This is a genomic window from Massilia sp. H6, assembly GCF_024802625.1.
Classification (GTDB): Bacteria; Pseudomonadota; Gammaproteobacteria; order Burkholderiales; family Burkholderiaceae_D; genus Telluria.
On record NZ_CP103371.1, the window covers coordinates 1,133,310 to 1,158,544 of the forward strand.

Consider the following 25,235-nt stretch of genomic DNA (forward strand, 5'->3'; position numbering starts at 1 on the left):
GCGCTAGGCTTTCTTCAAAGTTTCCATACCTATTGGATTGGACGCCATTGCTCGCCAGGCTATCGAGCGTCATCCGTATTCAGGGCGCTCAGGTCAGGCGCAGATTTGCCTGATGTTTCCTGGTGTCTCGGCAGTAGCCTGGGCCGGAACCATCGCGTCGGCTATCTACATTGGGCTGCCGTGCCACACATGAGTTTATAGCGTCTGGCCACGTGAATCTTCACCAATTGCCACCTCAAACGCAGATGTGATGCCGCACTAGCCTGGAGGGCATACAAAAAACTGCCCGCCCGACACGCTCGAGCCCGCTCGGCAGAGCCGACCACGCTACGCGTTATCGGCTGCATGAGCAAGCCGCGGCGTAGGCTCAGCGCCGAGTCGTGCCAGCCTCAGCACAGAACCGCGAAACGCGCGAAAATAGCGCCTCACTTTTCTGGCAGGCTTACCTTCATGATCCCTCCGGCTTCTCCGATCCTGGCGCGCAGCGCCGCCATCAACCCCAAGCCGCTCGCGCTGTCGCTGGTCTTCATCGTGCTGGGCGCCTGGTACCTGGCGCAGGCCGCCAGCTGGCGCCAGTCGGCCTTGTTCGTGGTCGGCGCGCTGCTCGGGCTCGCGCTCTACCATGCGGCCTTCGGCTTCACGTCGGCGTGGCGGGTCTTTATCGCGGACGGGCGCGGCGCCGGGTTGCGCGCGCAGATGCTGATGCTGGCGGTGGGGGTGGCGCTGTTCTTTCCGGCGCTGGCGGTGGGCTCGCTGTTCGGGACCCCGGTCAGTGGGCTGGTCTCGCCTGCCGGCACCTCGGTGATCGTGGGCGCCTTTATCTTCGGCATCGGCATGCAGCTTGGCGGCGGCTGCGCTTCGGGCACGCTGTACACGGTCGGCGGCGGCAGCACGCGCATGATCGTCACGCTGATCTTCTTTATCGTCGGGTCGGTGATCGGCACCGCCTACATGCCGTTCTGGACCTCGTTGCCGCAGCTGGCGCCGATCTCGATGGTGAGCTCGCTGGGACTGGCGCCAGCGCTGGCGCTGAACTGGGGCATCTTCGCGCTGATCGCGGTCGTCACCATCGTGGTCGAAAAACGCCGCCACGGGCAACTGGTCGCCGCGCACGTGCAGCCGCCGCATGCGTCGCCGTGGCTGCACGGCCCGTGGCCGCTGGCGGCCGGCGCGCTGGCGCTGGTGCTGCTTAATTTCGCGACGCTGGCGCTGTCGGGCAAGCCCTGGGGTGTCACCTCGGCATTCGCGCTGTGGGGCGCCAAGGCGGCGGCGGGTATCGGCATCGACACCGCGAGCTGGGCCTACTGGTCGACCAAGGCGAATGCCGCGGCACTGGCCGCGCCGATCACGCAGGACAAGACTTCGGTGATGGATATCGGCATCGTGCTCGGTGCGATGGCGGCGGCGGCGCTGGCAGGGCGCTACGCACCGGTGTGGCGCTTGCCGCGGCGCTCGCTGGTGGCGGCGGTGGTGGGCGGCCTGCTGCTTGGCTTCGGCGCGCGCCTGGCCTATGGCTGCAACATTGGCGCCTACTTCAGCGGCATCGTGTCGGGCAGCCTGCATGGCTGGCTGTGGCTGGTGGCGGCCTTTATCGGCAATGTCGCCGGCACCCGATTGCGGCCGCTGTTCGGGCTCGAGGTCGAACGGCTCAAGCCGACCGCCTGCTAAGACGAGTGCAAGCGCCTGGCCGCGCCAGGCGCCATCATTCGTGGTTGTCGTCGTCCTCGGCGCGCTCGCGGCGAGGGTAGACCTTGACCAGCAGGATGCGCGGCCCGTTCATTTTCTTGACCACCACGTCGAAGTGCGGAAACTCGATGCGCTGGCCCTGCTTGGGGATGTCGCCCAGTTTTTCCATCAAGAGGCCACCGACCGATTCAACATCGTCCAGGCCCATCTCTTCGTTGTCGATGTCGATCCCGAGCACGCGCTCGAGCGAGAAGATCGGCAGGCTGGCCTTGCCGATCCAGGTGCCGTCGGCCTGCTTGAGCCAGTCGTTCTCGTTCATGCGGAATTCGTCGCGGATCTCGCCGACCATGGCGCCGAGCAGGTTGTCGAGCGTGATGAAGCCAACCGGGCGCTTGCCCTTTTCGCCGATCAGGGCGAAATGCGGCGCGCCGCTGCGAAAACGCCGGAAGATGTCCTGCGCCGGAGTGCGCGCCGAGATCGTCTCGACCGGGCGCAGGTGCTGCTTCAGGTCGCTGACCGGGCGGCCGGCCTGCTGGGCGAAGAACAGGTCTTTCAGGTGGATCACGCCCAGCACTTCTTCGCCATCTTCATCGAAATACGGGTAGCGCGAAAAGCGGTTGCGGCGTACCGTTTCCATGTTTTCCTCGAAGCTGCGACTCGCATACAGCGCGCTGACCTCGTTGATCGGGCGCATCAGATCGGATACCGCCAGCTGGCTGAAGTCGAGCGACTGGGCCAGGATATTACGCTCGTCGGTGGTGAACTTCTCGCCCGGCGTGCTGGTGCGCAGGATCAGTTTCAATTCTTCCGTGGAGTAGTGGGTGTCATGGCCTCCGGCGCCGGCCAGGCCGGCTATGCGCAGCACCAGGTTGGCGCTGGCGTTGAGCACCGCAATGGCCGGGTACATCGACCAGTAGAACGCATACAGCGGAATCGCGGTCCACAGGGCCACCACTTCGGGCAGGCGGATCGCCAGCGTCTTGGGGGCCAGCTCGCCGACCACGATGTGCAAGAAAGAAATGACCGAGAAGGCGACCACGAAGGAAACGCCATGGATCAGTTCGGGGGAGCTCACGCCCAGCATCGCGAATAGCGGCTCGAGCAGGCTGGCAAAGGCCGGCTCGCCCACCCAGCCCAGGCCCAGCGAGGCCAGGGTGATGCCGAGCTGGCAGGCCGAGAGGTAGGCATCGAGCTGGCCATGGACCTTGCCCAGGATGCGTCCGCGCAAGCCGCTGGTCTTGGCGATGGCGCGTACGCGCGTCTTGCGCAGCGTGACAATGCTGAATTCCGCCGCCACGTAGAAGCCGTTCAGCGCCACCAGGAACAGGGCAAGACCGAGAAATAAAAAGTTTTCCATTGAAGAGAGTGAAGTAAAAAAAGGCAATGCCGACCGGCATTGTACAGCTCACCAGCTTACGATCCGGCCAGCACGCCCTTGTGGGCCGCCGAGAGAATGGCTTCGACGGCCGGATGCTTGATCTTGCGTTCGTTCGAAACGGCGTAGAAGTGCTCGCGCACTTGCGGCACGCGGCCGATGAGCAGCGCGCCGAATTGTTCTTCGATATCATGGGCCAGGGCCGCCGGGGCAAAGAACAGGCCCAGGCCGCGCCGTCCGAAGGTGGTGAGCAGGGCGTTGTCTTCGAATTCGCCGACCACGTCCGGGCGCACGCCCTGCAGCTCGAACCATTCGTCGATCTTGCCGCGCAAGGCATTATTGCGTGTTGGCAGCAGGAACGGCGCGCCGTTCAGCGACCGCGGAAAATCGCGGCCGTGCGCCGCGGCGAGCGCTGGCGCACCGACCACGATGGTCTCGCTGTCCGATAATAGGTGGCTGAACACGCGCAAGGTCGTGCCCGAACGTACGGCGCGGTCGGTCAGCACCACATCGAGCTTGTGCAGGGCCAGGTCGGCCAGCAATTCGTCGAATTCGCCCTCGTAGCACACCAGCCGTACCGGGCGTGCAAGCTGCGTGGCGATCTCCAGCAGCCGATAGGCGGTAAGCTTTGGCAGCGAGTCGGAAATGCCGACCGTCAGGCGGATGCGGGTACTGTCCGATTCGGCCATGGCTTCCTGCATCTGCTCGCCGAGCAAAAAGATCTGGTCGGCATACGATAGCGCCGTGCGGCCAGCCTCGGTCAGGTTCATGCGCCGGCCTTGCTGGGCGAACAGGGCCCGGCCCATCGCCTGCTCGAGCTGGGAAAGCTGGGTGCTGACAGTCTGGATTGCCAGGCCCAGGCGCTCGGCCGCGCGCGTGATGCTGCCTTCCTTGGCCACCACCCAGAAATAGTAAAGATGGCGAAAGTTCGGAGGGGTATGATTCATCTCTTCGGTTTTTATGAAGTAATTCTTCGATTATCTTCGCTTTTTCAATATCTTGTCTTGGTTTACACTGTTTGACTAATTACCTAACGGGGGAAATAAAAATGATTCAATTTGGCAAGTGGGGAAATCACGCATGAAGCACTTTACCTGGTCTTTCGTTGTCACTGCCGTCTGTCTGGCACTGGCGGGCTGGTGGGGGTACAGCAACGCCGGTATCTCCGGCATGCTGACCGCAGTCGGCGTGGCCGCCATCCTGTCGGTGATGGAAGTGTCGCTGTCGTTCGACAATGCCGTGGTGAACGCCTCGGTCTTGAAGGGCTGGAATGAATTCTGGCTCAAGCTGTTCCTGGGCCTGGGCATGATCATTGCCGTGTTCGGCATGCGCCTGGTGTTCCCGCTGGTGATCGTCGCGGTCGCGGCCGACCTTGGCATCATGGAAGTCTGGAACCTGGCACTGACCGATCCAAAAGGCTTCTCGTCGCACCTGACCAACCACCATGCGGAAGTAGCGGCCTTCGGCGGCATGTTCCTGCTGCTGGTGTTCCTGAATTTCTTGCTCGACGATGAGAAAGAAGCGCACTGGCTCGGCAACTTCGAGCGCAAGCTCGGCTCGCTCGGCAAGGTCTCGTCGATCGCGGTGCTGGTTGCCCTGGGCACATTGATGTTCGCCATGGGCTGGGTCGAAGAAGCGCAGAAGATGGTGGTGTTGATGGCTGGCCTGTGGGGCATCCTGGTGTACATCGGTGTCGACATGATCAGCGGCCTGCTCGAAAAGAGCGAGTCCGACGAAAGCAGCAATGTGGGCAGCATGGTCAAGAGCGGCGGTATCGGCGGCTTCCTGTACCTTGAGGTGCTTGACGCGTCGTTCAGCTTCGACGGCGTGATCGGCGCCTTCGCGATCACCCAGGATGTCGTGATCATCATGCTGGGCCTGGCCATCGGCGCGATGTTCGTGCGTTCGATGACGGTCTACCTGGTTCGCCAGGGCACGCTGGACGAATATGTCTACCTCGAGCACGGCGCGCACTACGCGATCGGCATCCTGGCCGTGATCATGCTGGTGAGTATGAAGTACCACGTGCCTGAGCTGTTCACTGGCCTGATTGGCGTGGCCTTCATCGTGGCTTCGCTGTGGAGCTCGCTGCAGTACAAGAAGAAGCACGCGGCTCTCGAAGAAAAACTGGCATAAGCAGGTGGGGCGTCCACATGGTGCGCCCCTGACGAACCGCACGGCGAGTGGCAGAACACCAGCTTGCTGTGCGTCTACCCCGGTGTTCACAAGTAGTACTTATTTAGGAGAGTCACAATCATGGCAATCAGTCTGCAAAAAGGCGGCAACGTCAACCTGTCGAAAGAAGCTCCTGGCCTGACCCGACTAAAGGTCGGCCTCGGTTGGGACACCCGCGCCACCGATGGCGCTGCGTTCGACCTCGACGGCGCGGTATTCCTGCTCAATGCCTCGGGCAAGGTACGCTCGGATAGCGACTTCATCTTCTACAATAACCTGAAATCGACCGACGGTTCCGTGGTCCACTCGGGCGACAACCTGACCGGCGAAGGCGAAGGCGACGACGAAAGCGTGTCGATCGACCTGTCCAAGGTGCCGGCCGATATCGACAAGATCGTACTGGGCGTGACCATCCACGACGGCGAAACACGCCGCCAGAACTTCGGCATGGTCGGCAAGGCCTTCATCCGCTGCGTCAATGCCGGCAACGACAGCGAAATCGCCCGCTATGACCTGTCCGAAGACAGCTCGACCGAAGCGGCGATGATCTTCGGCGAGGTGTACCGCAACGGCGCCGACTGGAAATTCCGCGCGATCGGCCAGGGCTACGCGGGGGGCCTCGGACCACTCGCCAGGAACTACGGCGTCAACGTATAACTATCAACCGCTGCCCGCGCCGCAAGGTGCGGGCAGCAGGTCGCACACCAGGGAGTCCAAATGCCAGTATTTACCGTGACCGGGGATGTCGATCCCTTCCTGCATGTCTCGATGCGACGCGGCGAAACCATCTATTGCGAGTCCGATGCAATGGTCATGATGGAATCGACGCTCGACCTGAAGGGCAAGATGAAGGGGGGCCTGGGTAGCGCACTGATGCGCACCTTCGCCAACGGCGAATCGTTCTTCCAGCAGCACATCGAGGCTACGCGTGGCGATGGCGACTGCCTGCTTTCGCCAACCCTGCCGGGTGCGATGCAGGTGGTCGACGTCGGTCCGAACAACTACATCATCAGCGACGGCGCGTTCGTCGCGGCGACCAACGGCGTCGAGCTCAAGGTCCGTACCCAAAGCCTGGGCAATGCCCTGTTCGCGCAAAGCGGCGGTTTCTTCGTCACCGAAACGGGCGGCAGCGGGCAAGTGGTGGTGTCGGGATTCGGGTCGATGTCGATGCTGGATGTGGAGCCGGGCAAGGACGCGATCATCGACAACGCCCACGTGGTGTGCTGGGACAGCACGCTGCGCTACGAAATCTCGATCACGACCGGCACCAGCGGCGGTTTCCTGGGCAACCTGATCAACAGCCAGACCAGCGGCGAGGGCATGGTATTGCGCTTCTCGGGCAAAGGAAAGGTCTACGTATGTTCGCGCAACCGCAATGCATTCAAAGCCTGGATGCAACAGCCAGCGCGCTAAAGGAGAAAATGTATGTCAGTTAATCTGCAAAAAGGCCAGAAGATCTCGCTCGACAAGGAAGCCGGCGGCGCCCTGTCGCGCGTGACCATGGGCCTGGGCTGGGACGTGGCCAAGTCGAAGGGCTTCTTCGGCTTTGGCGGCGGCCAGGGCGCCGCGGTCGACCTCGACGCATCGGTCGTGATGTTCGACGAATCGAACCGCGTGGTCGATACGGTCTGGTTCCGCCAGCTCAAGAGCAAGGATGGCAGCATCACCCATACCGGCGACAACCGCACCGGCGCCGGCGACGGCGACGACGAGCAGATCACGGTCGATTTGTCGAGCGTGCCTGGCACGGTGAAGTCGCTGGTCTTTACGGTGAATAGCTTCACCGGCCAGAACTTCTCGACCGTCGAAAACGCCTACTGCCGCCTGCTCAATGCGAGCAACAACCAGGAAGTGGCGCGCTTTAACCTGTCGGTGCAGGGTTCGCACACGGCGCAGATCATGGCCAAGCTGTACCGCCATGGGGGCGAATGGAAGATGCACGCGATCGGCGAAAACGGCTCCGGCCGCACCTTCGACGACCTGATGCCGTTGATTACGCCGCATCTGTAATTTGTTGTAAATTTAGAAAGAGCCGGGCTTGCCCGGCTCTTTTTTTCGCCAACCCGCGCTGTGAGCGCCAGCCCGGGCATCGCTCGCCAGCGACCGCCGCCCACCCGCACTGCATGAACTGCTCCGTTCCCTGAGCAAACAGCTTGACAGTCGAACACCGCAGAGTTACTGTATTAGTCACCTAATACACAAATACAAAGCTCCGCGCTTATCAGCCCATGCCAACCCAAACTCCGCAGCTGTTTTCGATCACGCCCGGCTCGGCCGAGCCGATCTATCGCCAGCTGATCGAACAGGTTCGCCGCCTCGTGGCGGGCGGCCAGATGGCGCCGGGCGACGCACTGCCGTCGGTGCGCGACGTCGCCCAGGCGCTGGCCGTGAACCCGATGACCGTTTCCAAGGCCTATGGCCTGCTCGAAGTCGAAGGGCTGGTCGCGCGCCGCCGCGGCCTGGGAATGATCGTTGCCGACCGCCCGCGCACGGGGCAGGGCGGCGGGCGCGAAGCGCTGCTGCGTCCCACCCTGGAGCGCGCGGCGCGCGAGGCGCGCGAACTCGAACTCGATCCCGACACTGTCATTACCCTGTTCACCCACATCCTGAAGGAAGCATCGTGACCGCACCCTCCATCGATATGCGCGACGTATCCAAGCATTTCGGCAGCGCCATCGTCCTCAATAGCCTCGACTGGGAAATCCGGCAGGGCCAGGTCATCGGCCTGCTGGGGCGTAACGGCGCCGGCAAGTCGACGCTGATCGAATGCCTGCTCGGCCTGCGCGAGCCCGACGGCGGCCGCGTGCGACTGTTCGGCCAGGATGTGGCTGCGCTGTCCGACGCCAACCGCGCCCGTATCGGCTACGTGCCGCAGAAATCGGGGCTGTTCGAATGGATGACGCCGCTTCAGCTGCTGGACTATTTCAAGGCCATGTACCCGCGCTGGAACACGGTCAAGGTCGACGCCTTGCTCGAACGCTGGGGTTTCAATGTGCTGATGCTGAACACGCCGATCGGCAGGCTGTCGGGCGGCGAGCAGCAGCGCCTGTCCATCATTCGCGCCCTGGCGCACGATCCGGAACTGCTGGTGCTGGACGAGCCGGTGTCGGCCCTGGACCCGGCCGGGCGCCGGTCCTTTCTGGCCGAACTGGTCGATGGCGTGATCGAGCGCGGCACCACGGTGCTGTTCTCGACCCACATCCTGACCGACCTCGAACGGGTGGCGCTGGACGTGGCTTTCCTGAAAGACGGCCGCATCGCGCTGCAAGGCCCGCTCGACGAACTGCTGGAAGGCGCGCGCGGCGCACTGGGAGGCCAGCGCGCCGCCCCGGTAAGCCTGGAAGACCTGTTCATCAAGGTGACGCAATGAACGCGCGGCTGCATGACTACCGGGTGCTGTGGCGCGCCGCGCTGTCGCATACCGCTCGCGTGGACTCGGCCGTCGTGCGCTGGGGCGCCGCCTTCATTGCGATCGTCGTCTGCCTGGCGGCGTGGCTCGACCAGGGGCTGCGCGCCGCACTGGTGCTGCTCTGGTGCCTGGCGTGCGCCATGGTCTTGATAATATGGACCTGGTGCTTCATACCGGGCGCGGTGGAACTTGGCGCGCCAGCCAACGCCAAGCTGGTGCCCGGCATGCGCCGGCGCCTGGTTGAATTGGCCTGCATGGTCTGGTTTGCCGCGATCGCAGGGCTTGCCCTATCCTCGCTCGCCGACATCGGGCCCAGCGCCCCCTGGCTACTCTGGATCATGCTCGGCACGATCGGCAGCGCCTTGCACGCCGCAGGACACGGCTTTGGCGCGCCGCTGATGGTGGCAACGTGTTTCGGCGCGGTGGTGCTGGGCCAGGTTCCGGCAACACTGCATGCGGCGCTGTCGCCGCCATGGATCGCGGCACTGGCGCTGTTGGCCGGTGCCGCGATCGTCGTGGCGGCGGGCGCGCTCTTTCCCGAGGCGGGTGAGCGTCACTGGCGCATGATCGAGCGACGACTGCGTTTGCAACCCGGGCCAGGCAAGGCCGACCCGTTGCTGCAAGGGTTTGGCGGCGCCCGGGTCAAGCGCTGGTATGCCGCCAGCCTGCGCCGCGCATGCGCCCGGCGCGATGGCCGTGGCCTGGTGTTACATGCCCTCGGTCCTGCGCACCACCTGGGCGAGCTCTCGGCGGGGCTGGGCGCGCTGGCTGCCGTACTGGCCGTGATAGCCGTCTTCACGACATGGCACGACGGTGCCGATGCCGCGACCGGGCTGGGCTGGTTGTTCGGCAGCCTGCTGCTGATCGTCCCGATGGCGACGACGCTGCGCCTGAACGGGCTGGTGGCTGCCTATCCGGCCGAACAGGCACTGGTGCGACTGGCTCCGGCCATGCCCGGCACAGCCGCGACATTCAACCGCCACCTGGCGCGCACGCTCGTGCTGCAGGCATTCAAGGCCTGGTCTCTCGGTACCGGAGCCTGCCTGCTGCTGGCAGTGCTGGGCACTGGCGATGCCTCAACCCTGGTGCGCGTGGCCAGCATCTGCTGCTTGACGCTGCCGCTGGTGGCGGCGCCGCTGCGCAACCATGCCATGCGGTCGCCCTTGCCCTTCTTGATGCCCATGCTGCTACTGGCGGCATCGGTTGCGGCAAGCATCGCCATCGGCATGGCGGCACGGGCAGTGACCGGCGTGCCGGCGATGCCGGTCGCGGCGCTCGCCAGCATCGCCTTCGCGGCCTGGGCCGTCAGGCGCGGTCTGCGCATGGTGGACGGTTCGCCGTTTGCCTTTCCGGCAGGGCGGATCGACTAGGCCGGGCGCACGCCGTGCTCGTCAAGGGGAGCGGCGGCCCGGCCGGAGGCGAACGGCTATTTGCTGGCCCTGGACGGCGCCAGCGCCGGATCGTCCTCCATCGACCACACGACGGCGGCGATCTTCCAGCCAGCCTCGGTGCGCACCATCTGCCAGCTTTCCTTGCCCCAGTTCTGTACTTTGCCGTCGGCTAGAAAGCTGTAGTCGAACCAGACCTGGGCCACGTCGCCATCGCTGTCGATGCGCACGTTGTCGAAGGTTTCGGCGCGCGGCTTGGTGGCCTTGACGATGCTCTCGATGAACTTGCGCGGCGAGCTGTTGAAGTATTTCGGGGGACGCGGCAATGCCGGATCGGGACGGTTGGCGTACTCGCGTTCGACCGCACGGTCGGTGAATACGCCAGTCCAGGTAATGCCCTCGTGCAGGAACAGCCCCATGAAGCTGGCCGTGTCCTTCTTGATGATCGCGGTGCGGAAGGTTTCGACGATCGCGTCGATCTGCTGCCTGTCGGCGGCTGGCGTCTGGGCCAGGGTTTGCGGCGTGGCCAGCAACAGGCCGAGGGTCAGGGCGCTTGCAGAAAAGAAGGATTTCACGGTGTCTCCAGGGTGGGGAAACCGTTGAGTATAGCCATCGCTTGTGCCCGAAGAGTCACCGAAACTCACCGCGTTGAGCGCCCGGTCCATTCTGGGGGCGATTCCTGCAAGTGGCTTACTGCGCGTATACGTTGAACGTGACTGGATACGCCATCGGCCCCGACGCTGGCGCACCGGCCAGGCGGCGCGGCGGCGGCGGGGTCAGGTGGTCGAGTTCGATGCGCGAGCCGCGCAGTGCTGGCGGCATATAGCCCGGCTGGCCCGGCACCAGGTAAAAGGCCTGCGCCACGCTGCCGATGCGCAGCGTGAAGCGGTAGCTCAGGCGCCCCGGCCAGATGCAGCGCGCGTTCTCCGGGCAGCGGCTGTCGTCGGCGCCTTCGTAGGTAATGCGCACGCGCTCGGCCAGCGGCAGGGTCTGGTGTTCGGTCATGGTGTAGCGCGCCTCGGGCAGGCGGTCGTGGGTGGTGGCGCAGCCGCTGGCAAGCAGGGCGGCGCAACCCAGGGTGAACGGCAGGGTGGTGGCGCGGAGCAGGGGGCGCATGCGGGTCATCCGTTTGTATTTTTAGAATGTCCATCATAGCAAACCCTGCCTGCGCGGTCGCGCGCGCACGGCGTCACCAGCCGGTCATATTTGGTGACTAGACTTTGCTGCGTGGTCCAAAGCACACCCCTCAACCAGGAATAGGAATACGCATCCATGTTCAAGAAGATCCTCGCCGCTGCCGCCACTACTGCCGCCGTGCTCGCCATGTCGGCTTCTTACGCTGCGGACATGACCGGGGCCGGTGCGACCTTCCCGTACCCGATCTACGCCAAGTGGGCCGAGTCGTACAAGAAAGCCACCGGTAACGGCCTGAACTACCAATCGGTCGGCTCGGGTGCCGGCATCAAGCAGATCAAGGCCCGCACCGTCGACTTCGGCGCGTCGGACATGCCGCTCAAGGCCGAAGACCTGGCAGCGGGTGGATTGATGCAATTTCCTGCCATCATGGGCGGCGTGGTCGCCGTGGTAAACGTCGAAGGCATCGTCCCGGGCCAGCTCAAGCTTACCGGCCCGGTCGTGGCCGACATCTACCTGGGCAAGATCACCAAATGGAACGCGCCGGCGATCGCCGCGCTCAATCCGGGCGTGAAGCTGCCCGATGCCGACATCACCGTGGTGCATCGTGCCGACAGCTCGGGCACGTCCTTCCTGTTCACCGATTACCTGGCCAAGACCAGCGCCGACTGGAAGAGCCAGGTCGGCGCCGGCACCGCGGTCAAGTGGGCGGTGGGCGTGGGCGGCAAGGGCAACGAAGGCGTGGCCGCCAACGTGCAGCGCATCAAGGGTTCGATCGGCTATGTCGAGTGGGCCTATGCCAAGAAGAACAAGCTGTCGCACACTCAGCTCAAGAACAAGGATGGCGTGTTCCTGCAGCCGGACGACGATGGTTTCAAGGCCGCCGCTGCCGGCGCCGAGTGGACCAGGGCGCCGGGCTTCGGCGTGGTGCTGACCGACCAGGCCGGCAAGCAGAGCTGGCCGATCACCGGCGTGTCCTACATCCTGATGCATCGCACCCAGGCCGACCCCAACAAGGGAGCCGAAGTGTTGAAATTCTTCGACTGGGCCTTCAAGAATGGCGCCCCATCCGCCGCCGAACTCGACTACGTGCCGATGCCGGCCTCGGTCGTCAAGCTGGTCCAGGCCAACTGGAAAGCCCAGCTCAAGGATGGCGCGGGCAAGGCGATCTACTGATGTTCGGCGGCCGGGGCCGGTGGGCGGGGACACTACCCCAGCCTCGGCCCCGGCCCCAGCTCCTGCCTCCTCACGACCGCGCATTGCGCCGGTAGGTGTTTCCTTCTAGAATGACCGCTCCCCGTGGGGAGTAGCCTGTATGCGCGCCTTGCGCTTGGCGAGACCATCGGCGCCCAACAGGCAATCCCATGACCTATACCGCACTGCTGTTTCTCGCCCTGGCGATGTCGACCGACGCCTTTGCCGCGGCCATCGCCAAGGGCGCCGCCCTGCGCAAGCCAACGCTGCCGCAGGCGCTGCGCATTGGCCTGCTGTTCGGCTGCATCGAAACCATCACGCCGCTGATCGGCTGGGCCCTCGGCTCGCTGGCGGCCGACGCCATCCGCCAGTGGGACCACTGGATCGCTTTTTTCCTGCTGCTGGGGCTGGGCGGGCGCATGATCTGGCTGTCGTTCGGCGCAGACCAGGCCGAAGAATCGGCCGCTTCTCAAAAAACGGTGGTGCTGGTACTCACGGCGGTGGCCACCAGCATCGATGCGATGGCGGTCGGGGTCGGCCTGGCCTTTGTCGACGTCGCGATCGTGCATGCGGCGCTGGCGATCGGGGTCTCGACCACGGTCATGGTGACCATCGGCGTGCTGCTGGGGCAGCGCCTGGGCGCCGTGGCCGGACGCAACGCCGAACGGGTCGGCGGCGTGGTGCTGATCTTGGTCGGCACCACCATCTTGATCGAACACTTGTCGGCTTGAGGCCGATCCAGGCCGTGGCTGATCAGTCGAGGTCGGCCGCATCGTGGCGCTCGGCCACCTGCTCATCGGGATTGCCGAATACCCGGTTGACCTTGCGGCCCCGGATCACGGCCGGACGCGCCCCGATCTCGTCGGCCCAGCGGCGCAGGTGCGGGTATTCGTGCACCGACAGGAATTCTGCGGCTTCGTAGAGCTCACCGCGCACCATGGCGCCATACCATGGCCAGATGGCCATGTCGGCGATCGTGTACGCGTTCCCGGCTACATACTGGTGATGCGCCAGCTGGCGTTCCAGCACGTCGAGCTGGCGCTTGGTTTCCATCGCATAGCGGTCGATCGGGTATTCCAGCTTCTCGGGCGCGTAGGCATAGAAATGACCGAAGCCGCCACCGACGAATGGCGCCGAGCCCATCTGCCAGAACAGCCAGTTCATGGTCTCGACCCGCGCCACGCCTTCTTTTGGCAGGAAGGCGCCGAACTTCTCGGCCAGGTAGACCATGATCGAACCCGATTCGAAGACGCGCACCGGCTCGGGGCCGGTGCGGTCGACCAGGGCCGGGATCTTCGAATTCGGGTTGATATCGACAAAGCCGCTCGAGAACTGTGCGCCTTCGTTGATGCGGATTAGCCAGGCATCGTACTCGGCCTGAACGTAGCCGAGCGCGATCAGCTCTTCGAGCATGATCGTCACCTTCACGCCATTGGGCGTGCCCAGCGAATACAGCTGCAGCGGATGCTTTCCTACCGGGAGTTCGGCCTCATGGGTGGGGCCGGCGACAGGGCGGTTGATGCTGGCAAACTTGCCACCGGAAGTGGTAGGTGGCGTCCATACCTTGGGCGGGACATAGGTCGATTTGTCGGTCATGGGGGTTCCTTGTTGTGCCGGATGAAAGGTCCATTCTATCCGCGCTGTCCGCGCGTCAGTGACAATCCGAGTAAATGTAGCGCTGCAAGAAGGGTACATTGATGGCATGAAAATCGCTCTCCTTTTCCTGGCTGCCGCTGCCATTCTCCCTACGCCCGCAGTCGCCGCCCGCCTGCAGAGCGCGCAGCAGGTCGTGGCGATCGACCTGAATGCCTGCCCACGTCCCGACTACCCTGCTGCCGCACTGGCGCAGCGTGCGGCGGGCAAGACGACCGTGGAAATGCAGATCGGCGAGCGCGGCCGGGTCACCGATGCGCGCGTGCTGGTGTCCAGCGGCAGGGCGGATCTCGACGAGGCAGCGCTGGCGAACATTCGCCACTGTGTCTTCCATGCGGTACTTGCCACCAACGACACGCCGACCGGATGGCTCAAGACGCAATACGTCTGGATACCTGGCGCTGCCAAGAGCGCGGCAGCAGATGGCCAGGCCCAGCTGGCCAGCACCAGGGCACTGGCGGCATCGGGAGACCCGGTGGCGCAAAACAGATTGGGGGCGTGGTACGAGAACGGCACCTACGTCAAGGCCGACCTGGCGCGGGCCGCAAGCTGGTACCGCTTGGCGGCGCAAAACGGCAATGCCATCGCGCAGAACAACCTCGGCGTACTGTACAACCGTGGCGCCGGCATGGTGCGCGACCCCAAACAAGCCGCCTACTGGTACGCGAAAGCGGCAGAGCAGGGACACGGCTGGGCGCAGGCAAACCTGGCACATTTTTATCGGTTCGGGACGGCCGGGGAAGTAGACATCGAGAAAGCGCGAGACTGGCTGACGAAAGCTGCCGAGGGTGGACTACCGGCCGCACAGGTAAGGCTGGGCCTGCAGCTGATGGAAGGCGCGCGCGCCGACGAGGAGCGCGTGGCTGCAGCGGCGTGGATCGCACGCGCCGCAGCCCAGGATTACCCCCAGGGCATCTACTATCTCGGCCGCAGCTTCGAGCTGGGCCTTGGCAACCCCCAGGACGACGCGCAGGCAGGCGCCCTGTACCGCAAGGCGCTGGGACGCAGCGAGGGGAGGGCCGAAACCGCGCTGGGTAGCTTAATCGAGGCCGGACGCGCCGCCACGGCCAGTGAAGACGAGGTCGCCAAGCTGTACCAGAAGGCCATGCGGTCGCGTTACGGGGCCGCCTACTACCAATATGGCCTGCTGCTGGAAAAGCGCGGCGATGATGGGCTGGCGGCGGCGGTGTTCCGGCAAGGCGCGGAAATCGGCGACTGCGGGGCGGTGCTCAGATACAGGCAGTCGCGACAAGCGCCGGAGACCCCGTCCGCTGCTGGAATGTCGGAAGCCCAGCTGGAACTGCGTGGCCGGATGTGCGCGGCGAAGTTGGAAATGGCGCCACGGCTTTGATGTGGCGGCTGGTGGAACAAGAGTTTCTTGGCTTTTCTATGCAGTGGCGCCACCACCAGCCCCCAAGCCGACTCAAGAGCAGACTGTTGTTGTAAAAAAGAAGAAGAACATATTGGATTAACTTTCGAATCAGATCAGCGAAGCGCCAAGTCTGAACCGCTGTGAATAACTGACGAACTCAATATCGTGCGCCTGCTTTGGGACGATACCAGTTGGCCGCCAACGGCAGAGCTTTTCGTTTGACAATCTGCGTTCACGCGTCTGGGCGGTTTCGGCCAGGAGCGGCCCATCATTTGTTGTTTGCCGTTCGAGCCACGTATTGCACCGCTTATCGCATTTTCCCCTACCTCAACGATCAAGATGTTAATTTGTGCCACCTTTTCTAGTGAGGAGTCACTGTGTACATCCGTTCGTTCTTGTTTCTATTTGCTGTCGCCGGTAGCGCCTGTGCCGGTGACGGCTTCGAAGTCAGTCACAAATCTGATTCCGCCCAAGCCAAGCCCATGGCCTGGAGCTTGCAGTTGTTAGAGAAAGGCAAGCACGTGTTCGACAAGCGCGGGCCAAAGAAGGCACCGGGAGCCACGTTAAGCTTTCGCCTGCCGAAAGTTGATGTAGACCAGGGGGAAAATCAAGTCGTGATCGTCCGCGCGGATCGTCGTATTCCGGTGACTATGCTTTCGAATAACACTTTCGTGCTTGGACAAGACAACTTGGGGAAAAGCAGCGATGCATTAGTCGTTGTAAACAGAAACTTCCCAAAAGGTGAATTCAATCATCCATTAGTGCAAGTGCGCTCCCCCGGCCTGCCAGGCGGTGTCCGGCGTATGGGCGATCTGCGCCTAAGCTGCGAGGCACAAATGGAAATGGCGAAGGGAGAAGGATTCAAGTTTCGCGCGCTTGTCGGGGCTGTGAACATGTTCGGCTTCGATATATGCAAGGAGCTCGAGATCACGAAACTTGATGCGCCGTCGAGCAAGTACGACACTGTGACGGTCGAGGACGGCAACCGTCGTCTAGTGCAGGCAGCCAAAGACAAGAACGTGGTGGAGTTGGGCGACAACGCCTGGTCTGACGATGCCCGTATCAGCTACACCCTGAACGGCAGCCTGGTCGAATAAGCTTGTCCATTGCTGCGCCATGTCATTCGCCCATGACGGTTTTGCCCAGGGCAATGTCGAGGTCGAGCAGCAGGCGCCTGGCGAAAGGGCGCATCGGCGCCTTGGACGGGTCGTGGCAAACCAGCCTGGTTGCCGTCGCGATGGCATCGTCATCGATGTTGCGTGATTATCCGGGCTTCTACGCCAGCGCTTTCTAGGCTCAGTTAATGGTCTATGTGTCAATAAGCGGCGCTGCTGGCGCACATGTTGTCGAGCACGGCGGATACCGGCGAGTTCGTCACGCTACTGGCCCAGCGCTGATGGCAGGATTTGCCGCGCCCATAAAAAAACCCGCCGAAGCGGGTTTTTTGCGCGATGCGGTTACTGGCGTTAGACGAACGCCGTCAACGCACCCTTCATCTTCTTGAGCGCCGCCGATTCGATCTGGCGGATACGCTCGGCCGACACGCCGAACTCTTCGGCCAGCGTGTGCAGCGTGGCGCCGGAGCCGTCGTCGTTGGCCAGCCAGCGCGCTTCGATGATGCGGCGCGAACGCGGATCGAGCTTGCCCAGCGCGGTTTCCAGGCCTTCGGACTGCAGGCGGGTGACGGCCTCGGCTTCCAGCACCTTGGTCGGCTCCTGCTTGTCAGAAGACAGGTAGGCGATCGGGGCGAACTTGTCGTCGTCGTCGTCGGTGGGCGACTCGAGGGCGATGTCGCGGCCCGACAGGCGGGTTTCCATCTCGATCACTTCTTCGCGCTTGACGTCGAGCATCTTGGCCAGGTCGTCGACCTGGGTAGGCGTCATCGCATCGAGGCCCACCTTGTTGCTGCGCAGGTTGAAGAACAGCTTGCGCTGCGCCTTCGTCGTTGCGACCTTGACCAGGCGCCAGTTCTTCAAGATGTATTCATGCATCTCGGCCTTGATCCAGTGCATCGCGTACGACACGAGGCGCACGCCCTGGTTCGGGTCGAAACGCTTGACCGCCTTCATCAGGCCAATATTGCCTTCTTGAATCAGGTCAGCGTGCGGCAGGCCATAGCCGAGGTAGCCGCGGGCAATCGACACCACCAGGCGCAGGTGCGACAGCACCAGTTTTTGCGCCGCGTCCAGGTCGTTATCGTCGCGCAGCCGCCTTGCCAGCGATTGTTCTTCTTCGTGGGTCAGCATCGGCAGGCGATTGACGGCCGAGATATAAGCATCAATATTGCCGAGAGTGCCAGTAAACCCCAGTTCCAGGGCACGGCTGCCGGTGGGAACCAATGCGGATTGTGCGGACATATTAGTTTCCTCGTAGTAGTCTTACTGCATCCAAGGTGTCACGGACACATGTCTCGGTACACTCAATCACTGCCTGTTTCTGGATGCTTTACTTGATTTTCGCTCGTATCAAACCATATATTAGCACTCTCCCACAGAGAGTGCCAGACGACCATCGGTTTCTGGAAGTCGATTAAGTTTGGCTAAAGTATTGCTCTATGGAATCAAAAAAGACAGTGTTTTAACTGTAGAGCAGACGCTTGCTGTTTTGTTGATGCGGCTCAAATGTGAACGCGAGTGTGCTGGAAAATCCCAAAAGACAGATTAAAGGGGCTAGTTATCGGCTTCTGTTGAATGGCGCACGTAAGGCGCGCAAGCCCTGTAGGAGCAGGGCGCGTCTGCGCGTAGGGATGGGCGGCTAAGCCGTAAAAGAAAACGTAAGCGTAAGCGCCTGCGTGGGCAGATCTACCGCCCACGCAGCACTATTGGCTACTGCACGCGCGCCAGGTGACGCTGCACCGACAGCATGGCACCGATCAAGCCCAGGCTGGCGCTGATGGCCAGCAGAGCGCTGGCTTCCAGCGCGCCGAGCGGCGCCAGCTGGAATTCAGAGGCATACAGCCTGGCAAATTCGGCAATTGCCCCGTTCAGTGGTGCCAGCCCCAGCATGACCACGCCGAGCGCCACCGCGCCGGCGGACAGGCCGAGCAGGGCGCCGGTGTAATAAAACGGGCGGTGAATGAAGTTATCGGTCGCGCCCAGCAGCTTGGACACCGTGATCTCTTCTTTCTGCGTCAGCACCTGCAGGCGGATGGTGTTGAACACCACCGCGATCACCACGATACCCAGGGTGACGGCCAGCAGCAGTAGCGCCAGCCGCAGGATGCCCAGCAGCGCGGCCAGGCGCTTGACCCAGGCCGAGTCGACCTGCACCGTGTCGACGCCGGGCAGCGCGCGCAGCTGCTCGACCATGGCGTCGACTCCGCCGGCGCCGGCGCCGGCCGAAAAACCGTCGAGCTTGAGCACATAGCTGTCGGGCAGCGGATTTTCGCCGAGGGTATCGAGCACGCCGCTCAGGCCGCTCTTTTCCTTCAGCCCGGCCAGTGCCTCCTCGCGCGCCACGAAGTTGACCGACACCTTGCCGTTGCCGCCGACGTTGGCGGCGGCAATGCTGCCAATCTGCGGCGCCAGCGCGGCGGCCTGCTCGCGCGGGGCATCGAGCTGCATGAACAGGCTCACTTCCGGATCGACCGACAGCTGCTGCGACAGCGGCCGCACGTTATCGAGCAGGGTAATGCCGGCGAAGGGCAGGGTCAGCGCCAGCGCCACGACCAGCACATTGAACAGGAAACTGCCGGGCGACTTGCGCACGCTCGAGAGCGCGGAGCGCAGCGCGAAACGATGCTGGCGGATCCACGGGCTCATGCCGCACCTCCAGTGTGCCCGGCATCGACCAGCATGCCATGTTCGAGGCGGATCACGCGTCCGGCGGCGTCGAGCACCTCTTCGTCGTGGGTCGAGATCACGCAAGTGACGCCAACGGCGTTAAAGGCGCGCAGCGCGTCGAGCACGCGGTCGGCCGCGGCGCGGTCGAGGTTCGCGGTCGGCTCGTCGGCCAGGATGATCTGCGGGCGGTTGACGATGGCGCGCGCAATCGCCACGCGCTGCTGCTCGCCGCCGGACAGTTCCAGCGGCAGTGCCCTGGTGCGCTCGAGTAGTCCGACCTTGTCGAGCGCGGCGCGGGCGCGGCCCTCGGCCTGCGTCCGGTGGGCGCCGGTGACCAGCAGCGGCAGCATCACGTTGGCCAGGATATTGCGGTCGTTGAGCAGGCGCTGGTGCTGGAAGATCAGCCCCAGGTTACGGCGCAGGAAGGGAATGCCGGCTTTCTTGATGCGGCCGATGTCCTGGCCATTGACGGTGACGATGCCGCTGGTGGGACGTTCGACCGCGGCCACCATCTTCATCAGGGTCGACTTGCCGGCGCCGGACGGGCCGGCCAGGTAGACCAGTTCGCCCTTGGCGATATTGATGGTGACGTCGCGCAGCGCGAACGCATCGGTGGAGTACTGCTTGGAGACGGACTGGAATTCGATCATCGGTCTTATCCCAGCAGCGCTTCGACGAATTCTTCGGCATCGAAAGGCTGCAGGTCGTCGAGCTTCTCGCCAACGCCGATGAAATACACCGGTACCGGCCGGGTACGCGCGATCGCGGCCAGCACGCCGCCCTTGGCGGTACCATCGAGCTTGGTGATCACCAGGCCGGTGAGCTGCAGCGCGTCGTCGAAGGCCTTGACCTGCGCCAGCGCGTTCTGTCCGGTGTTGCCATCGATGACCAGGAGCAGTTCGTGCGGGGCGCCCTCCATGCCCTTGCCGATCACGCGCTTGATCTTCTTGAGTTCTTCCATCAGGTGCAGCTGGGTCGGCAGGCGGCCGGCCGTATCGACCATGACCACGTCGGTGCCGCGCGCCTTGCCCGACTGGACCGCGTCGAACGCCACGGCGGCCGGGTCGCCCGAGGCTTGCGAGATCACGGTGACGTTGTTGCGCTGGCCCCAGACCATCAGCTGCTCGCGCGCGGCGGCGCGGAAGGTATCGCCCGCGGCCAGCAGTACCGACTGGTCGAAGCGCTGCATGTGCTTGGCCAGCTTGCCGATGGTGGTGGTCTTGCCGGCGCCGTTGACGCCCGAGATCATCATCACGAGCGGGTCGTGGCGGCCGAGCTCGAGCGGCTTTTGCAGCGGCATCAAGAGCTCGATCATGAGCTGCTTGAGCGCGACCTTGACGGCGGCGGCATCGACCAGCTTGTCTTCCTTGACCTTGCGCCGCAGGGAGCTCAGCAGAAAGTCGGTGGCGTCCATGCCGGCGTCCGCCATCAGCAGCGCCGATTCGAGTTCTTCGTACAGGTCTTCGTCGATGCGCGCGCCGACGAACAGCAGCGACAGGTTGCTCGACGTCTTGGACAGCCCGGCCTTCAGGCGTGTCATCCAGGACTGTTTTCGCTCCTGCTCGGTGGTCGGGCGTTCGGCCGTTTCCGGGAACAGTTCGGCGATGTCCTGCGGGGCAGGGGCGAACGGGCGGGCGTCGAGCGCGCCGGGCACGAACATCGGCGCCGCAGCCGCAGGCGCGGGGGGTGATGCTGGTGAAACAGGGGCTGGAGCGGAAGCGGGCGCGGCGTCGACGGTCGGCTCGGGAACCTGGGTCTCCGGCTTCTTTCTTTTGAAGAAACTAAACATAGTGGGGGGTAGCGATTCCTGCGCGCATGCCGGAGGATTCCGGCGATGAAAAAATGTGCGAATATTTTACCAGAGCAGCAAGATTTTCCCTCAAGTGCCAGGAACGCCCGGTAAAGCTGTTCGATATGCATTTTTTGTGGCGCGGGCGCTGAAACCGGCAAGCTGCTCAACCGTGCGTGTCTGGAATCCGACGGCGAGTTGCGCTACATTGAGCGCAGCGAGTACATCAGGCTTCATCAACGACGGGGGTGCCGTGAAACTCACGAACTTTCTCAAGCGTCTGATCTATGGCGACAATGCCCTGGATGGCCGCGCTGCCACCTTGCGCAATATTATCGTGTGGGTCTTCATCGCGCTGGTGGCCCTGTTCTTCACCAATCCATCGGGCGAGCCGGTCAGCTTCTTCGACAAACCGATCCCGCTGCCAGCCGAGCTGGGCCTGGAGCCGCGATAGTCGCGATAGTCGCGGCTCCAGGATCGTCGCTTTAAAGATTGTAACTTTTAAATCAGCGCCCGGCCTGTGCCGCTTGCGCCGCCTCGCGCATGCTCTCCAGCGTCGCATTCGGCGTAATCAGATTGCCGTCGTAGCGCAGTTCTATCACGGCCGGCAGCTGGTGCTCGTTCGCATGGGCCAGCGCGCGCTGCAGGGCCGGCGCGAATTGCGCCGTGGTCTCGACCACCTCGCCGTGGCCGCCATAGGCGCGCGCAAGCAGGGCAAAATCCGGATTGTGCAAGCTGGTGCCCGACACCCGGCCCGGATAGGTTTTTTCCTGGTGCATGCGGATGGTGCCGAACATGTTGTTATTGAAGACCAGGATCACCACCCCGGCCCGGTACTGCACCGCGGTCGCCAGTTCCTGCCCGCTCATCATGAATTCGCCATCGCCGGCGAAGGTCACCACGGTGCGTTCCGGGTGCACGATCTTGGCCGCGACGCCGGACGGCACGCCATACCCCATCGCGCCATTGGTGGGCGCAAGCTGGGTGCGCATGCCGCCATAGCGATAGAAGCGGTGCGCCCACGAGGCGTAGTTGCCGGCACCGTTGGTAATGATGGCGTCGCGCGGCAACGCGGCCATCAGGTCTTGCACCACCTGCCACAGGTCGAGCGGCGCGCCGCCGTCGCGCAGCAAGGGCGGCTGCGCCTGGAAGGCGGCCAGTTCGGCCTTGGCTGTCTCCACGCTATCCTTCCATGCCGCGGCATCGACCGGCTCCATCGCGGCCAGCATCGCGCAGGCCTGCGGCGCGCCGCTGGCGATCATCAACTCGGCCTGGTAGACGCTGCCCAGTTCTTCCGGGTCGGCGTGGATATGCACCAGGCGCTGGCGCGGCACCGGGGCGGCCAGCAGCGTATAGCCGCCGGTGGTCATTTCGCCCAGGCGCGGGCCAATGGCGATGAGCAGGTCCGCGTCGGCTACGCGCGCCGCCAGCTTCGGGTTGATGCCGATGCCGACGTCGCCGATATAGTTCGGATGCGCGTTGTCCATCAGGTCCTGGAAGCGGAAGCTGCAGCCCACCGGCAGGTGATTGGCCTGGGCAAAGCGCGCCAGGTCGGCGCAGGCCTGCGCGTTCCAGGTGCCGCCGCCCAGCAGCAGCATCGGACGCTGGCTTTGCGCCAGCAGCGCGCGCAGCGTGTCGATCTGCGCCTGCGAGGGCGCGGCCTGCACCGGCTGGTAGGCGCGGGTGTCGGCCACCGCCGCTTCGGTGATCAGCATGTCTTCCGGCAGGGCCAGCACCACCGGACCGGGGCGGCCGCTGGTGGCCACCTGGAAGGCGCGCGCCAGGTATTCCGGAATACGGTCGGCACGGTCGATCTGGGCCACCCACTTGGCCATCTCGCCGAACATGCGGCGGTAGTCGATTTCCTGGAAGGCTTCGCGGTCGATGAAGTCGTTGCCCACCTGGCCGATGAACAGGATCATCGGGGTCGAATCCTGGTAGGCCGTGTGCACCCCGATCGAGGCATTGGTCGCGCCCGGGCCGCGGGTGACGAAGCAGATGCCCGGCTTGCCGGTGAGTTTGCCGTAGCTCTCGGCCATGAACGCCGCGCCGCCTTCCTGCCGGTTGATCACGAAGCGGATGCTGGAGTCGTGCAGCGCATCGAGCACGTCGAGATAGCTCTCGCCGGGTACGCCGAAGGCGGTATCGACGCCGTGGATCGCGAGTGCATCGACCAGGATCTGGCCGCCGGTGCGGGAAGGGTGCGTCATGGTTCGGTCATCCTTGCTGGTTGGGTAACGGATGATTTTATGCCAGCCTCTGCGTTGGGGCTTTTGAAATGGCGACACGAAGTTTCAGAAAACGCGACGCCGGGCGGGCCGTCCCGATCGGTTACAATGCCCCCGTGAAGCAGGCCAGGCAGCCGCTGGCCGGTACCTTCGGGTACTGGCGGGAGGAAGGTCCGGACTCCATAGAGCAGGGTGACGGTTAACGGCCGTCCGCTGAAAGCCGCCACGCGCAAGCGACGGTGGTATAAGGCGAGGAACAGGGCCACAGAGACGAGCGTATTAAGTTACGGTGAAACGCGGTAACCTCCACTCGGAGCAATTCCAAATAGGCACGCGTTGATGTTGCTCGCGGAGCGTGCGGGTAGGAAGCTTGAGCGCTGGAGTAATTCAGCGCCTAGAGGAATGGCTGTCCAAGCGGCAACTCGCAAGGGAAACCGCTACACAGAATCCGGCCTATCGGCCTGCTTTACACTGAATTTGCAGTTCGCCAGAACGTGTCCCGAGCTGGTCAGCCCGTGGGGTCAACGATGCAGAAATACATCCTGGCCCTCGACCAGGGCACCACCAGTTCGCGCGCGATCGTGTTCGACCGCCAGGGCCATCCGGTCGCCTGCAGCCAGCAGGAATATCCCCAGCATTTTCCCCGCCCCGGATGGGTCGAGCACGACGCGCTCGACATCTGGCGCACCCAGCTTGCCTGTGGCCGCGACGCCTTGCGCCAGGCCCGCATCGATGCTTCCCAGGTGGCCGCCATCGGCATCGCCAACCAGCGCGAAACCACCGTTTTATGGGACCGCGCCAGCGGCGAACCGCTGGCGCGCGCCATCGTCTGGCAAGATCGCCGCACCTCCGACGCCTGCGAGCGCTTGCGGGCGCAAGGCGCCGCGGCCGAGATCGGGCAACGTACCGGCCTCGAACTGGATGCCTATTTTTCCGCCACCAAGCTGCAATGGCTGCTCGAGCACGTTCCCGGGGCGCGCGCCCGCGCCGAGCGCGGCGAGCTGGCCTTTGGCACCGTTGACAGCTGGCTGGCCTACCGGCTGTGCGCACGCCATGTCACCGACACCAGCAATGCTTCGCGCACGATGCTGTTCAACATCCACACGCTGCGCTGGGACGAAACGCTGCTGGCGCTGTTCGACATTCCCGCCGCCGTGCTGCCCGAAGTCGTCGCCAGTTCCGGCAGCGTGGGTCTTGCCGCGCCAGAGTGGTTCGGCGCGGCCATCCCGATTGCCGGCATCGCCGGCGACCAGCAGGCCGCCACCTTCGGCCAGGCCTGCCACCGCCCGGGCCTGGTCAAGAACACGTATGGCACCGGCTGCTTCATGCTGATGCATGCCGGCAGCGCTCCCCCCGCTTCGCGCAACCGTCTGCTCTCGACCGTCGGCTGGAGCCTGGACGGGGCCGCCGGCGCCAGCACCTACCTGCTCGAAGGCAGCGTCTTCATGGGCGGGGCCACGGTGCAGTGGCTGCGCGACGGCCTGGGCATCATTGCGCACGCCAGCGACGTGGAAGCGCTGGCCATGAGCGTGCCCGATAGCGGCGGCGTGATGCTGGTACCGGCCTTTACCGGCCTGGGGGCGCCGCACTGGGACCCATATGCCCGCGGCGCCATGGTTGGCATGACGCGCGGCACCACGGCCGCCCACATCGCGCGCGCGGCAGTCGAGGCCATCGCCTACCAGAGCGCCGAACTGCTGGGCGCAATGCAGAACGATGCGGCCTGCCCGGTGCTGGAAATGCGCGCCGATGGCGGCGCCGCCCGCAACGATATGCTGATGCAGTTCCAGGCCGACCTGCTGGGCATTCCGGTGCTGCGCCCACGGGTGCTCGAGACCACGGCGCTGGGCGCCGCCTACCTGGCCGGGCTGGCGGTGGGCTACTGGGACTCGATCGAGGAAATCGGGCGCCAGTGGCAGGCCGAGCGGCGGTTCGAACCCGCGATCGATGCCGGCCAGCGCCTCGAGCGCATGGCGCGCTGGGCGCGCGCGGTGGAGCATGCCAAGGCCTGGGAAGCGCCCGGCCAGGGCCAGGAGCGCTGAAGCAGGGC

The 25,235-nt window shown here is 64.1% G+C and carries 25 protein-coding genes and 1 other RNA gene; 16 read left to right on the top strand and 10 right to left on the bottom strand.

Annotated features, from left to right (window positions below):
- The first annotated feature begins 450 nt into the window (after window positions 1-450).
- Window positions 451-1,668 carry a YeeE/YedE family protein gene (locus tag NRS07_RS05100; RefSeq protein WP_259211584.1) on the top strand — a complete coding sequence of 406 codons (1,218 nt, stop codon included), beginning with the start codon at window positions 451-453 and terminating at the stop codon, window positions 1,666-1,668.
- Between the two features lie 34 nt (window positions 1,669-1,702).
- On the opposite strand, the gene NRS07_RS05105 is transcribed toward NRS07_RS05100, so the two are convergent.
- Together NRS07_RS05105 and nhaR are read right to left on the bottom strand one after the other, a co-directional pair.
- On the bottom strand, window positions 1,703-3,043 hold the full coding sequence (locus tag NRS07_RS05105) for a hemolysin family protein (RefSeq protein WP_259211585.1): 1,341 nt from the start codon (window positions 3,041-3,043) through the stop codon (window positions 1,703-1,705).
- Between the two features lie 56 nt (window positions 3,044-3,099).
- Window positions 3,100-4,008: a transcriptional activator NhaR gene (nhaR, locus tag NRS07_RS05110; RefSeq protein WP_259211586.1), complete on the bottom strand. Its 909-nt coding sequence runs from the start codon at window positions 4,006-4,008 to the stop codon at window positions 3,100-3,102.
- Window positions 4,009-4,141: 133 nt separating this feature from the next.
- Between nhaR and NRS07_RS05115 the strand changes: the two genes are divergently transcribed.
- The 7 genes from NRS07_RS05115 to NRS07_RS05145 all read left to right on the top strand — a co-directional run bounded on the left by NRS07_RS05115 (window position 4,142) and on the right by NRS07_RS05145 (window position 10,015).
- Window positions 4,142-5,197, top strand: a complete 1,056-nt coding sequence (locus tag NRS07_RS05115) for a DUF475 domain-containing protein (RefSeq protein ID WP_259211587.1) — start codon at window positions 4,142-4,144, stop codon at window positions 5,195-5,197.
- A 120-nt stretch (window positions 5,198-5,317) separates the two neighbouring features.
- The gene (locus NRS07_RS05120; protein ID WP_259211588.1) at window positions 5,318-5,893 is read left to right on the top strand and encodes a TerD family protein; all 576 of its coding nucleotides are present in this window, start codon (window positions 5,318-5,320) and stop codon (window positions 5,891-5,893) included.
- Window positions 5,894-5,953: 60 nt separating this feature from the next.
- A complete protein-coding gene (locus NRS07_RS05125; RefSeq protein ID WP_091877153.1) occupies window positions 5,954-6,649 on the top strand; it encodes a TIGR00266 family protein in 696 nt (231 codons plus the stop codon).
- Between the two features lie 12 nt (window positions 6,650-6,661).
- Window positions 6,662-7,246 (top strand): TerD family protein, encoded by a 585-nt coding sequence (locus NRS07_RS05130; protein WP_259211589.1) that lies wholly within the window; start codon window positions 6,662-6,664, stop codon window positions 7,244-7,246.
- Between the two features lie 218 nt (window positions 7,247-7,464).
- Window positions 7,465-7,860, top strand: coding sequence for a GntR family transcriptional regulator (locus tag NRS07_RS05135; RefSeq protein WP_259211590.1), 396 nt, complete (start codon window positions 7,465-7,467; stop codon window positions 7,858-7,860).
- Window positions 7,857-8,606, top strand: coding sequence for an ABC transporter ATP-binding protein (locus NRS07_RS05140; RefSeq protein ID WP_259211591.1), 750 nt, complete (start codon window positions 7,857-7,859; stop codon window positions 8,604-8,606). Before NRS07_RS05135 ends, NRS07_RS05140 begins: the two co-directional genes overlap by 4 nt.
- Entirely contained in the window at window positions 8,603-10,015 is a 1,413-nt protein-coding gene (locus NRS07_RS05145) for a hypothetical protein (protein ID WP_259211592.1), read from the top strand. Before NRS07_RS05140 ends, NRS07_RS05145 begins: the two co-directional genes overlap by 4 nt.
- A 56-nt stretch (window positions 10,016-10,071) precedes the next feature.
- Here the strand turns inward: NRS07_RS05145 and NRS07_RS05150 are convergent, their stop codons facing one another.
- Together NRS07_RS05150 and NRS07_RS05155 are read right to left on the bottom strand one after the other, a co-directional pair.
- Window positions 10,072-10,608, bottom strand: a complete 537-nt coding sequence (locus tag NRS07_RS05150; RefSeq protein ID WP_259211593.1) for a nuclear transport factor 2 family protein — start codon at window positions 10,606-10,608, stop codon at window positions 10,072-10,074.
- A 115-nt stretch (window positions 10,609-10,723) separates the two neighbouring features.
- A complete protein-coding gene (locus tag NRS07_RS05155) occupies window positions 10,724-11,149 on the bottom strand; it encodes a hypothetical protein (protein WP_259211594.1) in 426 nt (141 codons plus the stop codon).
- 156 nt (window positions 11,150-11,305) lie between these two features.
- Between NRS07_RS05155 and pstS the strand changes: the two genes are divergently transcribed.
- The gene (pstS, locus tag NRS07_RS05160; RefSeq protein ID WP_259211595.1) at window positions 11,306-12,343 is read left to right on the top strand and encodes a phosphate ABC transporter substrate-binding protein PstS; all 1,038 of its coding nucleotides are present in this window, start codon (window positions 11,306-11,308) and stop codon (window positions 12,341-12,343) included.
- Window positions 12,344-12,531: 188 nt separating this feature from the next.
- A complete protein-coding gene (locus NRS07_RS05165) occupies window positions 12,532-13,092 on the top strand; it encodes a manganese efflux pump MntP family protein (protein ID WP_259211596.1) in 561 nt (186 codons plus the stop codon).
- A 22-nt stretch (window positions 13,093-13,114) separates the two neighbouring features.
- On the opposite strand, the gene yghU is transcribed toward NRS07_RS05165, so the two are convergent.
- A complete protein-coding gene (gene yghU / locus NRS07_RS05170) occupies window positions 13,115-13,957 on the bottom strand; it encodes a glutathione-dependent disulfide-bond oxidoreductase (RefSeq protein WP_259211597.1) in 843 nt (280 codons plus the stop codon).
- Window positions 13,958-14,063: 106 nt separating this feature from the next.
- On the opposite strand from yghU, the gene NRS07_RS05175 reads away from it, so the two are divergent.
- From NRS07_RS05175 to NRS07_RS05185, 3 genes are all read left to right on the top strand, one after another.
- Entirely contained in the window at window positions 14,064-15,365 is a 1,302-nt protein-coding gene (locus NRS07_RS05175) for a TonB family protein (RefSeq protein WP_259211598.1), read from the top strand.
- Between the two features lie 398 nt (window positions 15,366-15,763).
- Entirely contained in the window at window positions 15,764-16,483 is a 720-nt protein-coding gene (locus NRS07_RS05180; protein ID WP_259211599.1) for a hypothetical protein, read from the top strand.
- Between the two features lie 19 nt (window positions 16,484-16,502).
- Complete coding sequence (locus NRS07_RS05185) at window positions 16,503-16,649, top strand: hypothetical protein (RefSeq protein ID WP_259211600.1); 147 nt, start codon at window positions 16,503-16,505, stop codon at window positions 16,647-16,649.
- 203 nt (window positions 16,650-16,852) lie between these two features.
- Here NRS07_RS05185 and rpoH read toward each other — a convergent pair whose 3' ends face one another.
- The 4 genes from rpoH to ftsY form a co-directional block, all read right to left on the bottom strand.
- Complete coding sequence (rpoH, locus tag NRS07_RS05190; protein WP_259211601.1) at window positions 16,853-17,743, bottom strand: RNA polymerase sigma factor RpoH; 891 nt, start codon at window positions 17,741-17,743, stop codon at window positions 16,853-16,855.
- A gap of 468 nt (window positions 17,744-18,211) precedes the next feature.
- Window positions 18,212-19,147 (bottom strand): permease-like cell division protein FtsX, encoded by a 936-nt coding sequence (gene ftsX, locus NRS07_RS05195; RefSeq protein WP_259211602.1) that lies wholly within the window; start codon window positions 19,145-19,147, stop codon window positions 18,212-18,214.
- Entirely contained in the window at window positions 19,144-19,818 is a 675-nt protein-coding gene (locus NRS07_RS05200; protein WP_259211603.1) for a cell division ATP-binding protein FtsE, read from the bottom strand. Before NRS07_RS05200 ends, ftsX begins: the two co-directional genes overlap by 4 nt.
- Window positions 19,819-19,823: 5 nt before the next feature.
- Window positions 19,824-20,957, bottom strand: coding sequence for a signal recognition particle-docking protein FtsY (gene ftsY / locus NRS07_RS05205; RefSeq protein WP_259211604.1), 1,134 nt, complete (start codon window positions 20,955-20,957; stop codon window positions 19,824-19,826).
- Window positions 20,958-21,210: 253 nt separating this feature from the next.
- On the opposite strand from ftsY, the gene NRS07_RS05210 reads away from it, so the two are divergent.
- Window positions 21,211-21,411, top strand: a complete 201-nt coding sequence (locus tag NRS07_RS05210) for a hypothetical protein (RefSeq protein ID WP_259211605.1) — start codon at window positions 21,211-21,213, stop codon at window positions 21,409-21,411.
- Window positions 21,412-21,463: 52 nt separating this feature from the next.
- Here NRS07_RS05210 and NRS07_RS05215 read toward each other — a convergent pair whose 3' ends face one another.
- Window positions 21,464-23,167 carry a thiamine pyrophosphate-binding protein gene (locus tag NRS07_RS05215; protein WP_259211606.1) on the bottom strand — a complete coding sequence of 568 codons (1,704 nt, stop codon included), beginning with the start codon at window positions 23,165-23,167 and terminating at the stop codon, window positions 21,464-21,466.
- Window positions 23,168-23,303: 136 nt separating this feature from the next.
- Here NRS07_RS05215 and rnpB point away from each other — a divergent pair.
- Together rnpB and glpK are read left to right on the top strand one after the other, a co-directional pair.
- An RNA gene (gene rnpB, locus NRS07_RS05220) (RNase P RNA component class A) lies at window positions 23,304-23,657 on the top strand.
- 55 nt (window positions 23,658-23,712) lie between these two features.
- Entirely contained in the window at window positions 23,713-25,227 is a 1,515-nt protein-coding gene (gene glpK, locus NRS07_RS05225; RefSeq protein ID WP_259211607.1) for a glycerol kinase GlpK, read from the top strand.
- Window positions 25,228-25,235 lie beyond the last annotated feature (8 nt).

Excerpts from the sequence above, each read along its gene's own strand:
- NRS07_RS05185 (WP_259211600.1), top strand. The coding sequence starts at position 16,503 with ATGTCATTCGCCCATGACGGTTTTGCCCAGGGCAATGTCGAGGTCGAG.
- NRS07_RS05130 (WP_259211589.1), top strand. The coding sequence starts at position 6,662 with ATGTCAGTTAATCTGCAAAAAGGCCAGAAGATCTCGCTCGACAAGGAA.
- NRS07_RS05135 (WP_259211590.1), top strand. The coding sequence starts at position 7,465 with ATGCCAACCCAAACTCCGCAGCTGTTTTCGATCACGCCCGGCTCGGCC.
- NRS07_RS05145 (WP_259211592.1), top strand. The coding sequence starts at position 8,603 with ATGAACGCGCGGCTGCATGACTACCGGGTGCTGTGGCGCGCCGCGCTG.
- NRS07_RS05125 (WP_091877153.1), top strand. The coding sequence starts at position 5,954 with ATGCCAGTATTTACCGTGACCGGGGATGTCGATCCCTTCCTGCATGTC.
- ftsY (WP_259211604.1), bottom strand. The coding sequence starts at position 20,957 with ATGTTTAGTTTCTTCAAAAGAAAGAAGCCGGAGACCCAGGTTCCCGAG.
- glpK (WP_259211607.1), top strand. The coding sequence starts at position 23,713 with ATGCAGAAATACATCCTGGCCCTCGACCAGGGCACCACCAGTTCGCGC.
- NRS07_RS05215 (WP_259211606.1), bottom strand. The coding sequence starts at position 23,167 with ATGACGCACCCTTCCCGCACCGGCGGCCAGATCCTGGTCGATGCACTC.
- NRS07_RS05200 (WP_259211603.1), bottom strand. The coding sequence starts at position 19,818 with ATGATCGAATTCCAGTCCGTCTCCAAGCAGTACTCCACCGATGCGTTC.
- NRS07_RS05100 (WP_259211584.1), top strand. The coding sequence starts at position 451 with ATGATCCCTCCGGCTTCTCCGATCCTGGCGCGCAGCGCCGCCATCAAC.
- NRS07_RS05105 (WP_259211585.1), bottom strand. The coding sequence starts at position 3,043 with ATGGAAAACTTTTTATTTCTCGGTCTTGCCCTGTTCCTGGTGGCGCTG.
- NRS07_RS05165 (WP_259211596.1), top strand. The coding sequence starts at position 12,532 with ATGACCTATACCGCACTGCTGTTTCTCGCCCTGGCGATGTCGACCGAC.
- yghU (WP_259211597.1), bottom strand. The coding sequence starts at position 13,957 with ATGACCGACAAATCGACCTATGTCCCGCCCAAGGTATGGACGCCACCT.
- rpoH (WP_259211601.1), bottom strand. The coding sequence starts at position 17,743 with ATGTCCGCACAATCCGCATTGGTTCCCACCGGCAGCCGTGCCCTGGAA.
- ftsX (WP_259211602.1), bottom strand. The coding sequence starts at position 19,147 with ATGAGCCCGTGGATCCGCCAGCATCGTTTCGCGCTGCGCTCCGCGCTC.
- pstS (WP_259211595.1), top strand. The coding sequence starts at position 11,306 with ATGTTCAAGAAGATCCTCGCCGCTGCCGCCACTACTGCCGCCGTGCTC.
- NRS07_RS05155 (WP_259211594.1), bottom strand. The coding sequence starts at position 11,149 with ATGCGCCCCCTGCTCCGCGCCACCACCCTGCCGTTCACCCTGGGTTGC.
- NRS07_RS05120 (WP_259211588.1), top strand. The coding sequence starts at position 5,318 with ATGGCAATCAGTCTGCAAAAAGGCGGCAACGTCAACCTGTCGAAAGAA.
- nhaR (WP_259211586.1), bottom strand. The coding sequence starts at position 4,008 with ATGAATCATACCCCTCCGAACTTTCGCCATCTTTACTATTTCTGGGTG.
- NRS07_RS05115 (WP_259211587.1), top strand. The coding sequence starts at position 4,142 with ATGAAGCACTTTACCTGGTCTTTCGTTGTCACTGCCGTCTGTCTGGCA.
- NRS07_RS05175 (WP_259211598.1), top strand. The coding sequence starts at position 14,064 with ATGAAAATCGCTCTCCTTTTCCTGGCTGCCGCTGCCATTCTCCCTACG.